This is a genomic window from Ferrovibrio sp. (assembly GCF_046297895.1).
In the GTDB taxonomy this organism is placed as follows: Bacteria; Pseudomonadota; Alphaproteobacteria; order Ferrovibrionales; family Ferrovibrionaceae; genus Ferrovibrio.
Window position 1 is genome coordinate 148,198 of record NZ_JBKBHC010000003.1, and the last position, 15,255, is coordinate 163,452.

General features: G+C 54.8%; 12 protein-coding genes. 3 read left to right on the top strand and 9 right to left on the bottom strand.

Translation table 11 applies throughout. The features are described 5' to 3' along the window. Nucleotides 1-43: 43 nt before the first annotated feature. From neuC to ACK4FK_RS05700, 7 genes are all read right to left on the bottom strand, one after another. Nucleotides 44-1,264, bottom strand: a complete 1,221-nt coding sequence (gene neuC, locus ACK4FK_RS05670) for a UDP-N-acetylglucosamine 2-epimerase (RefSeq protein WP_409742343.1) — start codon at nt 1,262-1,264, stop codon at nt 44-46. Beyond that, the gene (locus tag ACK4FK_RS05675; RefSeq protein ID WP_409742346.1) at nt 1,261-2,097 is read right to left on the bottom strand and encodes an NAD-dependent epimerase/dehydratase family protein; all 837 of its coding nucleotides are present in this window, start codon (nt 2,095-2,097) and stop codon (nt 1,261-1,263) included. Before ACK4FK_RS05675 ends, neuC begins: the two co-directional genes overlap by 4 nt. A gap of 17 nt (nt 2,098-2,114) precedes the next feature. Continuing rightward, the gene (locus tag ACK4FK_RS05680) at nt 2,115-2,882 is read right to left on the bottom strand and encodes a class I SAM-dependent methyltransferase (protein WP_409742349.1); all 768 of its coding nucleotides are present in this window, start codon (nt 2,880-2,882) and stop codon (nt 2,115-2,117) included. 22 nt (nt 2,883-2,904) lie between these two features. After that, nucleotides 2,905-3,957, bottom strand: a complete 1,053-nt coding sequence (locus tag ACK4FK_RS05685; RefSeq protein ID WP_409742352.1) for an N-acetylneuraminate synthase family protein — start codon at nt 3,955-3,957, stop codon at nt 2,905-2,907. A gap of 760 nt (nt 3,958-4,717) precedes the next feature. Further along, on the bottom strand, nt 4,718-5,260 hold the full coding sequence (locus ACK4FK_RS05690; protein WP_409742354.1) for an HXXEE domain-containing protein: 543 nt from the start codon (nt 5,258-5,260) through the stop codon (nt 4,718-4,720). Between the two features lie 252 nt (nt 5,261-5,512). Continuing rightward, nucleotides 5,513-7,612 (bottom strand): hypothetical protein, encoded by a 2,100-nt coding sequence (locus ACK4FK_RS05695; RefSeq protein ID WP_409742357.1) that lies wholly within the window; start codon nt 7,610-7,612, stop codon nt 5,513-5,515. Beyond that, complete coding sequence (locus ACK4FK_RS05700; protein WP_409742360.1) at nt 7,609-7,878, bottom strand: hypothetical protein; 270 nt, start codon at nt 7,876-7,878, stop codon at nt 7,609-7,611. The genes ACK4FK_RS05695 and ACK4FK_RS05700 overlap by 4 nt, the downstream gene beginning before the upstream one ends. A gap of 107 nt (nt 7,879-7,985) precedes the next feature. On the opposite strand from ACK4FK_RS05700, the gene ACK4FK_RS05705 reads away from it, so the two are divergent. Together ACK4FK_RS05705 and ACK4FK_RS05710 are read left to right on the top strand one after the other, a co-directional pair. Further along, the gene (locus ACK4FK_RS05705; protein WP_409742363.1) at nt 7,986-8,561 is read left to right on the top strand and encodes a very short patch repair endonuclease; all 576 of its coding nucleotides are present in this window, start codon (nt 7,986-7,988) and stop codon (nt 8,559-8,561) included. Continuing rightward, the gene (locus ACK4FK_RS05710; RefSeq protein ID WP_409742366.1) at nt 8,554-9,711 is read left to right on the top strand and encodes a DNA cytosine methyltransferase; all 1,158 of its coding nucleotides are present in this window, start codon (nt 8,554-8,556) and stop codon (nt 9,709-9,711) included. Before ACK4FK_RS05705 ends, ACK4FK_RS05710 begins: the two co-directional genes overlap by 8 nt. A 29-nt stretch (nt 9,712-9,740) precedes the next feature. Here ACK4FK_RS05710 and ACK4FK_RS05715 read toward each other — a convergent pair whose 3' ends face one another. Together ACK4FK_RS05715 and ACK4FK_RS05720 are read right to left on the bottom strand one after the other, a co-directional pair. After that, complete coding sequence (locus ACK4FK_RS05715; RefSeq protein ID WP_409742368.1) at nt 9,741-10,385, bottom strand: hypothetical protein; 645 nt, start codon at nt 10,383-10,385, stop codon at nt 9,741-9,743. Between the two features lie 80 nt (nt 10,386-10,465). After that, a complete protein-coding gene (locus ACK4FK_RS05720; protein ID WP_409743077.1) occupies nt 10,466-11,050 on the bottom strand; it encodes a recombinase family protein in 585 nt (194 codons plus the stop codon). A gap of 405 nt (nt 11,051-11,455) precedes the next feature. On the opposite strand from ACK4FK_RS05720, the gene ACK4FK_RS05725 reads away from it, so the two are divergent. Continuing rightward, nucleotides 11,456-15,211, top strand: a complete 3,756-nt coding sequence (locus ACK4FK_RS05725; protein ID WP_409742370.1) for an SIR2 family protein — start codon at nt 11,456-11,458, stop codon at nt 15,209-15,211. Nucleotides 15,212-15,255 lie beyond the last annotated feature (44 nt).

A 15,255-nucleotide genomic window follows, 5' to 3' on the forward strand; every position in this document is an offset into this window, starting at 1 on the left:
GCCAATCGGTTACAGAAATTCGACATCATGCGTTAAATGAGTGTCAACGGAACCAGCCATCCCTGACCTCCCCCTTCAGGGTCATGCGTTTGCGGATCAAAGTCGCATCGAGGGAAGTGCGGGCCAGCACGTCGGCGATCTTGGGGCCGGCATCTCCTAGCCAATACGGGTTTTCAGCTTTGCGGCACAGCGCACGGAAATCGTCATCGAACAGGCACTCTCTTATCGCCTGTGCAATGGCCGTCTTGTCGTAGTCAGCGTCGATCACGTTTTTGCCGCGTAGCCGGCCTTCTTGACGTGAGCCGATATTGACGGTCGGGCAGTGGAATGCCGGAGTTTCCTTGAGACCGGACGAAGAGTTCCCCGCGCAGGCCACCCTCATCTCTGGATTTTTCGCCAGCGCCAACACGCCATGGTAAAGGTGTCGTCCAAGCGAGCGGTGTACCTGTGTGTTCGGCACCTTGCGGGCGGCGAATGCCTTGAGCTGCTCAATGATCTGCCTGCCGCCGGCATCGTTGTTTGGATAGGTCAGTATGATCTGCACGCCATCGCCGGCTAGCAGTTCAAGAGCATCTAGGCTTGGTTGCAATTGTGATATGGCTTGGTCGAATTCAGTGGTCACGGAATGCTGAGTGAACAGCACGATGGGGCGCGCAAGGTCGATGCCCAGGCGCTGCACGATCTCTTCGCTTCCTGCGTAGCGTCCCTCCGAGATCAGGTCGATCGCCGGAAAGCCAACGGTGTGAACGCGCCAGGCCTCCTCGCCCATTGCCAGTATGCGATTGCTCGCCTGCTGGTTGGTGGTGAAATGCAGATGCGACAGCTTGGTCATCGCATGGCGAACGGAATCATCCAGCGCACCACCCTCCGTCAGATCTCCACCCTCCACATGGGCTGTGGGGATGTTCATTTGACTGGAGGCTATGACTGCGGCCAGTCCCTCGAAACGATCAGCATACACCACCATCATGTCGGGGCGGAGCTTTGCCAGCGCCTTGCTGATCTCGATCACACCGGAGCCGATGGCCTGCGCGGTTGAGAATAGAGAGCCTGCATCCATCTCGATTTTCACTTCGGCATCGATACGGAAACCGTCGCTGCGGATTTCCTCAAGAGTATGCCCAAAATTCGCATCCAGATGAGCACCAGAGACGATCAGGCGGTAGTCCAGATCAGGATGTCGATCAATGGCCCGGAGGATAGGGAATTGAAGGCCATATTCGGCTCGGTTTCCTGTGAAAACGGCTACGGTGCGCTTATTCATGGATTTCGGACTTCCGGTTGTATCTTCAATTTCAACAGTTTGCGAAGCCCTTCCTGCAGCACTGTTTCCGGTTTCCAGTCCAGGGCCTGTTTGGTAGCAACAACATCCAGAACCAGGTACGACGGCTGCTCCAGCTTGTGCATGGCGACTACCTTCTGGCTGGTTGCGGCAACAGTTTGCACCTGGTCCACCAGTTCAGCGATAGATGTGCCGATGCCGCTACCGACATTGAATAAGCCGGTGGCTTCTCTAATAGCCATCCTGGATAACGCATCTGCCGCATCCTCGACCCATAGGAAGTCGCGCACCGGCTCCAGAGTTTGCATGGTTATAGTAGAGCCATGGTCCAGCTGACCTAGGATGTGACTCAGCACATTGCCAGTCGCCATGCCGGGACCATATAGGTTGGCTAGCCGGGCCACCGCACCACCATGTGCCAATACCACCTGTTCGGATGCAAGTTTGATACGGGTGTATATATCCTGTGCCTCGACCGGATCGGAGGTCTTGCGCGGCGTAAGCCAGCGGTCGCCATACAGAACAGCAGACGAGGCATAGACGATCTTGCGGTAACCTTTAGCCAGCAGCGCATCCAGCGTATGGCGCGCCTCGACTTCAACGCTATCACCCAGGGCTTTGGCGGCGGCGCGGTCGCTGGTTTCAGCCAGATGGATCAGTACGTCGCCTTCGGGGGTGTCTGAATACTCGGCTACATGATTGAGTCCGGCAACCGTCTTTCGCGAAACCCCAAGGCATTCAATACCCGCTGTTGTCAGCTTCCTGACGATGGCGGAGCCGAGGAATCCCGAGGCGCCGGTGACGATAACGCGCATGAAATATGCTGCAGGGCTTATCTGTTGTCGGTGATCGACAATCGGGAATTGCCGAGAAGACGCAGGCTGCCCGCAAAATTCCTTGAGGAAATAGAATTCGCGATAGTGCCAAGATCCTTCCTGCTGCATGGGCTGACAAATCCGAGGCCAGCAATGGATGAGTAGCGGACTTTGTCGGGTCCAAGCAATTGCTGGAGCACAAAAATCGTCGAGAGTCGTTTGTCGATCAGGCAGCCGACAGGATGTTCGGAATGGCGCAATACATGGATGTAGTCGAAATCGAAGGTGCTCGAGCCATCCTGGGGCGAAACATATTTTGGCCCGTCGACAAACACAAAATCATAAGCCCTATCTGGCGTGGCTGCGTATCGGACGCCTCGGAACAATGAATACTGGTCATCGATGGTATTACTTAGAACGAAATCAACAAACTTCTCGTATTGATGGGGGAGTAGCCTGCGCGACATCTCAAGCCAATCTGCATGTTCCTCCATAGAGGTGACGCGCCCCCGATTTCCGGTTTCTTTTTCATTTTCCATCAGAGCATGCGCTATCACCAGCGTGGATACTCCGGTCCCACATTCGAGGACCTCAATCGGCTTGGCTGTCCTTACGGTTTCGTAAAGGCAAGCGTAATCAATGTATCCGCATCCAGTCGATTTCGTTTTCGCAATATATTCCTGTAGTGCCTTCCACAGATCGCTACTCTTTTGAAGCTTTCGTTGTGCCCGGATTTGCAAAAGCTTGCGCAAAAGGATTTCAAGCTTGGAGGCAAAATAAGTCATGGCGGCTATCATTGTGCTCGTTTCACGCCGGCGCGGCGGGCGCAACCTGGTCTTTTCTGATCTGATAACCACGCTTAATCGGCCGCAGGACTTTCCTGCCCAGCAGGGCTTCATAGTCGCGCACTCCGAAATCCCCGCCGCCTGGCCGTTTAACCCAGATATTGTCCTCACTCAGTGTTTCGCCCGGTTGAATATCGCAGATCGCCACTACTGAGGCGAAGGCAAAGGCTATGGTGGGGGCTTCCGCTTCGACCGGGCCCTTGCTGCCGCCTCTGGCGAGAAAGATGGTGCGAGAGCCCTCGATCAGTTCGGTCAGGGCCCTAGGATCCATCGAACAGACGATATCTGGTCCTTCCCGATCCATGCTGTCGGTGAAGTGCCGCTCAAGAATCGATGCGCCAAGGGCCACGGCACCCAGGCAGGGATAATTCGATATCGTGTGGTCGGAGAGGCCGAGTATGGCATCCGGGAAAGCCTCACGCAGTGATGCTAGGGCTCCCAGCCGAACCAGTTCAGGGGGCGTTGGATAGACGTTCGTGCAATGCAGCAGGGCGTAAGGTACGTTTGCCGCGCGCAGGATGTCGACCGTGGGCCGGATCGATTCAATAGTGTTCATTCCTGTGCTTACAATAACGGGTTTGCCGAATGTCGCGATGTGCTTGATCAGGGGGTAGTTGTTGCACTCACCCGAGCCGATCTTCAGGGCGGCGATATCGAAGCGCTTAAGCCGCTCGGCTGCGGCCCTGGAGAAGGGAGTGCTGATGAAGATCGAGCCCCGGCTCTGGACGTGCTGCATGAGCTTGCGCTCATCTTCCTCGCCTAAAGCGCATTGCTCCATGATCTCGTAGATCGAAATGTCGGCATTGCCGGGAATGACCGATCGTGCCTCTTCTGACATCTCGTCTTCGATGACATGGGTCTGGTGCTTGACAATCTCGGCGCCTGCGTCGATGGCCGCATCGGCCATTCGGACGGCGAGATCGAGCGAGCCACCGTGATTGATGCCAATCTCAGCAATGACCACGGGCGGATGCTGATCCCCAACCGGCCGATTTCCAATCATCATTTCAGGCATACTTGCGCTCCGATACAAAGCCTCACGTCACATCATTCCTGCTAGGTGGAACACTTCTGCTGGATGGACTCGTCTGAGAGTGGACAGACACTCTCTCCGGGAGGCGGTCCTATCAGGTCCGCTCGGCTGTGAGGGAAGTACATTTTTTACTGTGAGTGATCGCCGCGTTCAGCACGCTGTTTTCAGCCATGCTACCGCCGTCCCGCTACATAAATCAGGAAGCAGGGGGTGAAGACTTAACAATTATTCCAGACGGAACGCGGAAGTTGTATCGTACCGTTTTAAGCGGTTGATTCATTATGCTACATTTGCATGTCTTTGATAAATACCTTTTCTCATTCAAATGGGCGACTCGGCCAATAATATTCTCTAAGTAATTGTTTAAAAAAAGAAAATATAATTGAGCGGCTGTGCGGATTGATGGCTTCTCAGCATATTTATGTGCGAACTCTCATTTAACTATGTAGATCAATTTCCTAAAGGCAAAGAAGCTCTGGTGGTTTTTGGAATGAACGGGGAAAGCTGGCGGGGGCGAGGGGGTATCGAATCTCTGGCCTCCTGACAGTGAACGGGGATGTCGACCCACTGCGGAACATCCTGTTTTAGTATTTCTACCAATAAATTCAATTTGTTACACAGAATTGATCACCGGAAGGCATCCTATTAAATCATCCTATTGCGGTGACAGAGTGCCCCGGCAAGTGACACGGGGCTATGGCGCTGCTGTGGCTGGGCCGGGATGCGGAGTGAGCCTGCGCGTTCAGGCGAGGGGCAGCCTGAAATTCCACAGGCCGCTCCAGATCACGAACAGCATCAGGCCGGCGCCGATGGCAAACGCGCCGAGAACGCCCTTCATGTCCAGCCGCCCGCTACGCAGCGCGAGCACGCCCGCCCAGAGCGCGACGGGATAATAGAGCAGCGACGCCGATACCAGGCCCGGCGAATAGCTGTCGGCATAGACCGTGGTGACGACGTGGAAGATGAAATTCCAGAACAGATTGCCGCTTGCCCAGCTCAGGAAGACGAAGGCGGCCAGGGATGACCGGCTGCGGCTGGCCCACAGCGACAGCGACAGCAGGATCGCCATGAACAGGCCGTTGTTGAGCCAGAAGCCCTGGTTGTCCATGTCGGCATGCATGTGCCGGCTCATCCATGCGGGAAAGCCGGCGAAGAATTCCTCGGGGATATGCACGGCATAGGCCAGCGGCAGGGCCCAGAGAAACCGCTCGAAGCGCATCAGGTTCGGGTGGCGCACGGCGGCGGGTATGGCGCTAGGCATGGCACTGGGCACGGCAGCGGTCATGGGGCGGACCTTCACGTCTTGCGGGAAACGGGCATGTCTTGCGAGGGGAGTTTGGTGGAGCCGAGGGGAATCGAACCCCTGACCTCCTCATTGCGAACGGGGACGCTGCCCAACTGTGGACGAGCCCGCTCCACGGTGATTTACCAAGCAATCCAACTTGTTGGCGCGAAAGTACTTGCCAGATGTAAGCTTATCGGACTGGAATATTCCAGCGCAAGTCTTGATTGGTTGTGGCACCAGTGTGGCAGAAAACTAATCGTACCCGGCTTCCTTCCGCTCCGGCTCCGACAGCAGTGCAGCATAGGGGCTATGCTTTACCGGCAGAGTCGATTTTCCTGCTTGTAGTTCCCGCACCGGCGCACGCAGCGGCAGCGTCACCATCTCAGAACGCCAGTTTCCCGGTCGTTGCTCCGACTTCGGTGCATCTCGGTCGTAAATGACCTCGCCGGACGATGGATCAAGCTTGACCAAGTTCACCTGCGGTTCGAGCTTATTTCCTGCCTTCGCACGATCTGCCGCGTCGCGCTTACCAAGGCCGCGGCTGCGAACGCCGCCATGTGCGCCATCGGTTCCCAACTCTCTGAACGTGAAGCGACAGTCGCCATTGTCGTCGATCTCATATCGGAGCCGCTGACTCGCGTCTCTGCTGTGAACGACTTCATCATCGGCGCGGGCGATCTCGAATTCAGGGTAGGTCGGGAACAGCATCTCCCGCACCTCCGGCTTCTCTAGGTGCTCGAAGAGGCCAAGCTCGTTGGCGATCCGCAGCACGGGTCCAGTACGAAATCCGCCTTTGTTTCGCTTTGTGCTCAAGCGGGCACTACCTTGAATAATTGTTGGGGCGACGATCTCCTCGTCAATGCGCTTGAAATACTCGCGAACCACGGGATCGTCGGAGTTGCGATACAAGCGGATTAGGCTCGTTGGTGCACCTCGACGATACGTGCCAACAACAACACTGTGGCGACTCGTTTTATAGATGTAGCCACCATCCGAGCGAGTGTAGTCTCTGACAAGCTGCAAGTTTTCCTCCGACATGACGACGGTGGAGTTCTTGCCATATCCGCACGCGCGTCCGAGCAGCCCCTGAAGGAGAGCATTGAGGTCTGCGGCTTTCTTGGAAAACTCCAAGAACCATCGCACCTCGTTCGGGAACGCGTCGCCCATTCGAGCGCGATTCGTGACGGCAATGAGAAACGGCAGATCGGGACGGGCCCTTTGAGCGATTGCCCGTTTTACGCTCTGGCCGCGGTGATCGGGGCCGAAATATTCGACCACGTCGATTTCATCTCGATTCAGGAACAGGTTCCGAATTAACTGTTGCGAACGATTGTTGTTGTTGAAGAGGCGGATGCAGATGCCGACAGGCTTGTCACCTTCGCTGCGAGCCATGCGCATGATGGCCACTCGCAGATTCTTTTCTACTTCTTCGCGGTACTCGTCCTGAGTGCCGAGGTAGTTGATCTTTTTGGCAAAGCGACGGAATGTCTCTGGCGTGGCGTCATATGCGGCCAATGACACGTTCGACATGAACGGAAGCCCGAAGTCATAACCCAGTTCGGCAAAGCTGATGGTATTGGGCGGCGTTACCTCGGCGCTGGCATCAATCACCTTGCCCCCGAAGTAGTTAAATCCCGAATATGCCGAGGTCAGGTATTGACGGACTTTCCACACGGCTTCGATGTCATGCAGTTCATATGGAGTGGCGGACAGGCCGATGAACACATGGTCCGGGGCATCGCCACCTAGGGCTTCTTGGATGCGATCAAAGACTTGCAACAACACGCAAGGGCGCCGCTCGACTTCTCCGTCAACCACGACAAGCCGGTCGCTTGCGCCATATTGAGGTTCGTCGATGATGAGAAGCGGGGAAAAGTGCTTAGAATTGGCGCGTCGGCAGAGATCGGCAACACGTTTGATGCTATCGCCCATGGCGCGGCGCTGAATGAAATCTTCGAGTCGCGGCCCTGTCATCACGTCCGGAAACGCGCTCTTCAGCACGTGCTCTCGATAGGTGCTGATGGTGGGCGAATACACGAATCCCTGATCGATTTGAGCCGTGCGATTGACATATTCGATGAGGGTGCAGTGCTTGTTGTCGACTTCGACGCGAAGGTCGCCATAGAAATCCAAGAACCGATTCATTTCATGCTTGGTCTGGTCTTCTTGACTGGTGTGACTGGTGATCAGGTAAATGGGGTAAAGGCACCGCCCCGTGAGCAAGTAAACAATCGGGCCAGCAAACTGGAGGGCAAGCGACGTGGTCGTCTTGCCGGACTGCATGGCACCGAGCACAAGACCGTTTTTCGTTTGCGCGGTCAGCAACTCGCCGATGCAGTCCAGAGCGGTCATGAGTTGGGAATCATGAGCACGCCGGAGTCATCGGAACGGTCAGCGAATCGGGTCACGCGACCATAGTTGTTCTTGGCTCTAACCGCCGCTACCGCCCCGGAAGCGTCAAGCCTAACGCCAAGACCCAAGTCCCGTGAGTGCTTGTTGAAGACGGCGGCGATCTGCTCCAGATGGCTTGCGTACGACTCGACCAGCATCTCCGGAGTGGGTGATTGGTGCAAAATATCATTTTTAATCAAATGATTGCGAGCAGCTTGAGCGGCCATTGCCTTAACTCCTCATAATTAACTCAAGAATATTATCACAGAAAATCGAAATGAATATATGAAAGTTAATTCGTACACGGTAAGAGACGTTGACTTTGGGGTCCCGCATGATTCATCACGATCATGCAACCTCGGGGATTTGTCGTGCTCGTGCCGCGATTTATCGAAAAATCGGACTGGCTGACGGAGGCCTTCAAGGGCCTGTATATCCGCTGCCGCTCAGGGGGGCAGAGGTTCGCGGCTCGTCGACCACGCATCACCCTTGCGGCCGTGTGATGGACACGCTCACGCCCCAGCAACGCAGCGAACGGATGGCCCGCATCCGGTCGCGAGACACGAAGCCGGAACTGATTCTTCGAAAACTTGTTCACGGCATGGGATATCGCTATCGGCTCAATCGTCGCGATGTCGTCGGCAATCCAGACCTCGCCTTCATCGGCCGTCGCAAGGCTCTATTCCTCCATGGGTGCTTTTGGCATCGGCATGACTGCCCAGCAGGGCGTCGGGTTCCCAAGTCCCGGCTGGATTTCTGGGAAGAGAAGTTTTCAAAAAACGTGGAGCGCGATGCCCTCGTATCCGAACAGCTTCGGAAGGCGGGTTGGCGTTTGCTTGTTGTGTGGGAATGCCAGCTTCGTGATCTGACGAAGGTGGCGCGTAAAATTCGGAAATTTCTAGATGCGTAGCGTGGAGTTATTCGCGGGTTGTGGCGGCTTGGCGCTTGGAGTGGCGCGGGCAGGCTTCAAGCATGATCTCGTGGTCGAGTGGGATGCAGATTCGGTGAAGACGCTTGAAGAGAACAAGCGTCAAGGCGTGCCGCATATTAAAGACTGGGAGATCGAGCACAGCGACACTCGCAATCTCGATTTCCGTCCCATCAAAGGTGACGTTGATTTGCTTTCTGGCGGACCGCCGTGCCAACCCTTTTCTATTGGCGGGAATCACCTTGGTCAAAAGGATGAGCGCAATATGTGGCCTGAAGCCATTCGGGCAGTGCGCGAGACGCGACCGAAGGCATTCATATTCGAGAATGTCCGAGGGCTACTGCGCCCGGCGTTTGAGGACTATCTGGAATACATCACCTTGCAACTCACTTATCCTCATATTCAGAAAAAGACGGGTGAAAGGTGGAAGTCCCATCTTGTTCGTTTGAAGGCGCACTCTATTAGTAAACAGGGCAACAATAGAGCTTACCGGGTTCTGGTGCGGGGCATTAATGCAGCAGACTATGGCGCAGCTCAGAAGCGTCACAGAGCAATCGTTATCGGGGTAGCAGCCGAATTCGGAGATGAGTGGGAATTTCCCGCTGCGACGCACTCCATTGAAGCACTTGCTTGGGCAAAGCATGTTGATCAGGGTTACTGGGCCCGGCACGGCGTACGAAGGATAGCGACGCCATCTTCGATGGCTGAACTTCAGGCCTTCGGGCGCGTAAAGAATCTTGAGGAGCCTCCCAAAGAAAAACCTTGGGTTACTGTCCGGGACGTGATTGGAGATTTGCCCGATCCGAAAAAGAACCCCGACATACAAGGGCACTGGCAGCATCCCGGCGCACGCGCTTATGCGAATCACACGGGCAGTTGCATGGATGAGCCAGCGAAAGCGCTAAAGGCTGGCGATCATGGCGTGCCGGGTGGCGAAAACATGGTTGTGAACCGCAATGGCAACGTGCGCTACTTCACCATCCGAGAGATGGCAAGGTTGCAGGGCATGCCTGACGACTATGTCGTGTCAGGAAGCTGGAAGGCGGCGACACGGCAGCTTGGCAATGCAGTCCCAACCGAGGTTGGGAAGTCGATTGCGAAGCGCATCCTCAAGATCATCAAGCAGGGCTGAACGGCGAGCCGGTGATGATTTAAATTTCTTCATGGCTTTTTATAGAGACAGATTTGATGGGCGCACCGATACATCTCACTGAGCCAATTGCTCAACTCTGAGAGTTTGATCAAGTTCTCACCCAGCTCGATGTGTTCAATGACCTTTCTGCTGTCGTCCCCAACTTTGGTTACTGGCCCATCAACATGTAAAAGGACGCGCGATCCTTCAGGCAAATTGCCGTTAAGTATTTCGCTTTCGAAATGATGGATGGCGTTTCTCATATTACGTAGCTGAGCGGCTACCGGTTCTTGAATGAAGCGAATCGGCTTTGGTAAATGTGATTTGAAATCTTGAGGCACGAATGGTCTGGATCGTATCGCGATCATACATTCGGTAGCGCGATGCATATTTGTTATGCATGTTTCGAAGAAACCCATCGCGGACACGAACTTCGACATCGGAATCTCGCTTGGCGCTCGCTTGAACCAAACTTCATGTATTAGCTTGCGACCTGTTTCGTATTGTCTCAGGGCGTTCTCAACAAGCCGCATATATAGCGCGATCAAAGAGTTGGTGCGGGTTTCGTCAGAAAACCCGCCACCAAATATTTGAGTTATGTAGTAAGAGCTAAATGTTGCGTAGTTCACGGAAGCGATTTCCGGGATGTTTAGTTCGACCTTGAAAGTGCCCATGGGTACCTGTAGCTCTGCGGTTTTTCCAATTTTATATCTTGAATACGTTGCATGTATTAAGTGCAAACGCATAAACGCCACTACACTGGATTTTCCGATTGCGTACGTATGCGGCGAACCGTAATGGGCGCAATCTTGAATTTACGAGCAATGGCTCGAATTGGCTTCTGTTGTTTCAAATCATGTTCGACGTGCAGCCTGAGTGTGTCAGATAATGCCGGGCGACCGAGGCGACGCCCCTCGGCCTTGGCCCGCTGAAGCCCGGCCCTAACGCGGTCAACGATTAGGGCCCGCTCAAACTCGGCGAAGACGCCCAGCATGTGGAATAAGGCCCGGCCTGCCGGGGTCGATGTATCGACAGCCTGTCGGTGGAGGTAGAGGTCAACGCCCCGGTTTTGGACCTCGGCGAGGAATCCGACCAGTTCAGATAGGGATCGGGCAAGCCGGTCGACACTCCACACCGCCACCATGTCTATCTCACGCCGTGTGATGGCGGTCAGAAGGCGGTCGTAGCCCGGCCGCTTTTCCCGGCCCTTGGTGCCGCTGGCCTCGTCCGTGATGACCTCCGTCACCTGCCAGCCCAGCCGGTCGGCCACGGCGGTCAGGTCGGCGATCTTGTTGGCCACCGTCTGACGGCCGTCGGCGGTCGAGACCCGGCAGTACAGGGCGACCCGTTTGCCGGGCGGGACATTAACGGGTGGTTTTGACCCGGCCCGAACCGGGGTAGTCCGACCCGCCATTTTCAGGGGTTTAGCGGCTGGCCGTCGGGAGGGGTTTTTGTCCCGTTGGCTTTGAGGGGTCTGGCGCGGGCGGAAGGTGGGCATGAGGTCTCCGTAGTAGATGCTCTACCCTATGGCGCCACCCTTCGATTCTGGATGGGCCCAATCAGGAGCAGGAGGGGTCGTTCCAGCATACGAATCTGCCGGGCAGTGGTTACCGCCCATCCATGATGGGATCGCTCATTGAGTGTTGGAGGGCCCACTTCTAGACGGGTAGATTGGTGTGGTGCTAACCGATTCGCTTGACCCATGCGCTTCCTTGCTGACGGCCCCAGCATTCCCGATGAGTTGTTGACCGCGCGAGATGACGGGAATGTCGTCTTTTTCTGCGGTGCCGGGGTCTCCTTTCCAGCGGGCCTGCCGGATTTCTACGCGCTCGCACAGAAGGTCATATCGAGGCTGGGCAGTCCCGCAGACTCAAAATCGCGGATGTTGTTGAAGCGAATATCGGAAGATCGCGAATACGCCCCTCCGCTCGATCAAGTCTTTACATTGCTTCAACAAGATTATGGGTCCGCTGAAGTCGAAGATATTGTCAGTAAACTGCTGAAGACACCTGCAAAGGTTAAACTGGATCAGCACAAAACCATACTTCGTCTGTCCCGGAATGCGGCTCGTGATTTACAGCTCGTGACCACCAATTTCGATCTGTTGTTCGAGCGCGCGGACAAAACCGTCCGAACATATTCACCGCCAAATCTTCCCGATCTTTCGAGTGGCCATCCCTTCGAAGGCTTGGTCTACCTGCATGGCAGACGATCAGATCAGCCGGCCGGGCGGTCAACAAAGCGTGGCTTGGTTCTGAGCAGTGCTGATTTCGGGCGCGCCTATCTTGCAGATGGATGGGCAACCCGGTTCGTTCGTGAGCTATTGCGACGATACATCATCGTGCTGGTCGGATACTCGGCAACTGACCCCCCGGTCCGCTATCTTCTGGAGGGACTGCATGCCCGTGGCGATCAGAAAACGGCTTCCATCTATGCGTTCGATCAGGGCGATGAAGGCGAGGTAAGTGCTCGCTGGCGCGACCGTGGCGTCACGCCGCTAGCCTACCCTCGCTCCGATAAAGCGCATTCAGCATTGTGGAATACGTTGCGAGCATGGGCTGATAGAGCCGATGACTACGAAGGCTGGTGTCAATCCGTCATTCAAATAGCGGGCAGAGGGCCGCGCAATCTACTTCCGCATGAAAGGGGGCAAGTAGTATCGCTGATACGCTCGCCAGCAGGTGCTAGGTTATTTGCCAATTCCGAGCCAATTCCACCCGCTGATTGGCTATGTGTTTTTGATCGGCTTGTCCGTTATCAAGAACCACTTAAGCCAATTCTCGACAAGCAAGGCTTTGACCCTTTGGTGGCGTACGGTTTGGATGATGATCCGCCAAGGCCACCAAATGAAAATGGAAAGTCGGAACAGGTTGGCGAGGACTTCCTCTCACCGCTCTTCAGCGACGAAAAGACCAACAACACAAGACTCGCTGGCATGCAGCCACGCATGCCGGTCGAATTACCAGCACGCTTGCATCATATCGCATGGTGGTTTGGAAAATCATTGAATGACCCAACCACGGCTTGGTGGGCCGCAGGATACCTCTGTTTGCATCCTGTCCTGCTGGATAGGATAAACTGGTGGCTGGAACAGCACGGGGACTCGCTTCACAAAGAAGCGCGCCAAGTATGGTCGCTCTTGGCGGAGATGTATCGCCTAGCGACACGGCATGACGATGACTACCGATGGTTCGAGTTTGCCAGAAAACTCAAAAATTGGGGTTGGGAAAACCAGACACTACGTGAGTTTGACCATACTGTTGCCCCCCGACTGACGGCAAAACGACCATGGGATCAACGACACTATCCACCCAATAAGGATTGGAGCGAGCTTCAGGTGCGATCCGTGGTTGACTTCGATGTCACCCTTCCGGCACGTTCATCGGACAAGATCGCTATCCCAAAGACAATTCTTCCTCAGGTCATTGTCAGTATGAGACGCAGTCTGGAGCTTGCCGCCAGCCTGCTTTCTGACATTAATCCTCCATACTGGCGAACCACTACATTCGACGTCGATATGCGGAATCGACGTGATACTCACATAAATGACACAAACGCATTCCTGCTCTGGTTTGTCTCCCTGTACGACCGCTACTGCAAAGAGTATCCCGCGAAAGCCAAGGCGGAAGTGGGAAATTGGCCCGATAGTGAGAAATACTTCTTCAACAAACTGAAGATATACGTTTGGCGACAGCCAAAGATATTCAGCGCGGCAGAAGCTACTTCCGGACTGCTTGGCCTGTCCGATGAGGGTTTCTGGGAATTCTATCATCAGCGAGAGCTTCTGCACACCCTGCGGGAGCGGTGGGCTAGGTTCTCAAGGTCGGACCGGCTTCTGATTGAGCAGCGGGTTTTGAAGGGGCCGCCGCGCTGGTTGGGCGAAAAGAAAAGATCGTACGAGCAAAGACGCTTAATCAGATCGGCGGCACTGTTGGGCTGGCTGCTTCACAATGGCTGCGCATTATCACCCAGTACTAAAAAGATTTTGCCAGTCCTGCGTAAAGCTGACCCTCGCTGGAATCCATCATGGGATATTGGCGCTGATGATGCTCATGAGCCTAGAGGCGGCTGGATAAAAACGGACTCCGACCCATCAAGAATATTGAACGTTCCGCTAAGGAACCTTATCGAACAAGCCAAGCGCTCCACTGAAAGACCGTTTGCCGAGTTCATATCCCGAGAGCCATTTCGGGGACTAGTCGAACAGCGACCGTTCCGAGCATTCTCCGCACTGAGTTATGAGGCAAGGAAGAAGCGGTATGACGTACGATTGTGGGGAACCGCTTTATCCTACTGGCCAGAAGGAACTAGCGACAGGCTGTTACTTTCGGTTGGATCGCGAATTTGTGGTCTTCCAGACAGCATTTTTCTGGAGTTGCGCTATGCAATTCCGGCGTGGTGCGGCAAGTTTTTGCCAGACTTAGCTAAAAATTCACGATCCCGAGCGCTTATCATCTGGGATTCGGTTGTCGAGCGATTTCTTTCCGCTGATGAAACCGCAACTAGTAGCAGCCTTGGTGATACGTTAATCGGCGGGACTCCATTAAACCTGTCGCGTCGCACGTATGATCACGCACTCAATGGCCCGATTGGACAGATGACAGGGGTACTACTGAAAATTCTGTCCGATCTCGACCTGAAGCGGGATGCCGGAATTCCAATTGAGTTTCAAGATCGACTGGCCGCACTTTTCAAATGTCCCGGCGAAGGGGCGGACCACGCCATTTCCACCGTGACTGCGCATCTTCTCTGGTTAAATCATATCGACCATGCGTGGGTTAAGCGCACATTGGTGCCCCTCTTTGATGTGAACAACAAGTTTTCCGAGCCAGCATGGAATGGGCATTTGCATGCTGCAGTCCCACCTGAACCAAAGTTATTTGGGCTTCTCAAAAAGGACTTTTTGAAGCTATTCAGCTTTATCCAGACGTGGAAGTGGCGTAGTCCCGCCGGCGAACATTTGCACCATTTTCTGGTGATTGGGTGCCTATGGGGCCAACGTGAGCGCGCATACATTAGCTATTCCGAGGCGCGATCCGCACTTCAGGCCACAACCGACGAAGGCCGCTCTCAAGTGGTCTGGTTTCTAGCTCACCGGGTCGAAATTGAAGATAAGTGGAAGGCGTTTATCAAACCCTTCCTTCTTCGCGCATGGCCGTTAGAGGCGAGATTCCGCACGCCGCAGGTTTCCCGTGCTCTCGCCTCATTGCTTGAAGACGCGGGTAATGACTTTCCAGACATTGTTGAAACAATAATTCCATTGATGGCAGCAGTTGAAAACTTCGATGTTTTTCTGCATCGCCTAAAGGACGAAGACAATCATCCTGCCAAGGACTTTCCGGAGGCAACGCTTGCATTGTTGCATCGGATGGTACCGGATGACCCTAGGCATGCGCCCTATGATCTTGGTGTAATCCTTGATCTCATTGGCAATGCTAGGCCCGACCTGATGCAAGATTACCGCTGGCAGCGACTAAAGAGCATATTGAGTCGCCGTTAACGCGATGATGTGACTCCCGTTCACTGGAACGATGCGTCACTCTG

Excerpts from the sequence above, each read along its gene's own strand:
- neuC (WP_409742343.1), bottom strand. The coding sequence starts at position 1,264 with ATGAATAAGCGCACCGTAGCCGTTTTCACAGGAAACCGAGCCGAATAT.
- ACK4FK_RS05675 (WP_409742346.1), bottom strand. The coding sequence starts at position 2,097 with ATGCGCGTTATCGTCACCGGCGCCTCGGGATTCCTCGGCTCCGCCATC.
- ACK4FK_RS05680 (WP_409742349.1), bottom strand. The coding sequence starts at position 2,882 with ATGACTTATTTTGCCTCCAAGCTTGAAATCCTTTTGCGCAAGCTTTTG.
- ACK4FK_RS05685 (WP_409742352.1), bottom strand. The coding sequence starts at position 3,957 with ATGCCTGAAATGATGATTGGAAATCGGCCGGTTGGGGATCAGCATCCG.
- ACK4FK_RS05690 (WP_409742354.1), bottom strand. The coding sequence starts at position 5,260 with ATGACCGCTGCCGTGCCCAGTGCCATGCCTAGCGCCATACCCGCCGCC.
- ACK4FK_RS05695 (WP_409742357.1), bottom strand. The coding sequence starts at position 7,612 with ATGACCGCTCTGGACTGCATCGGCGAGTTGCTGACCGCGCAAACGAAA.
- ACK4FK_RS05700 (WP_409742360.1), bottom strand. The coding sequence starts at position 7,878 with ATGGCCGCTCAAGCTGCTCGCAATCATTTGATTAAAAATGATATTTTG.
- ACK4FK_RS05705 (WP_409742363.1), top strand. The coding sequence starts at position 7,986 with ATGATTCATCACGATCATGCAACCTCGGGGATTTGTCGTGCTCGTGCC.
- ACK4FK_RS05710 (WP_409742366.1), top strand. The coding sequence starts at position 8,554 with ATGCGTAGCGTGGAGTTATTCGCGGGTTGTGGCGGCTTGGCGCTTGGA.
- ACK4FK_RS05715 (WP_409742368.1), bottom strand. The coding sequence starts at position 10,385 with ATGGGCACTTTCAAGGTCGAACTAAACATCCCGGAAATCGCTTCCGTG.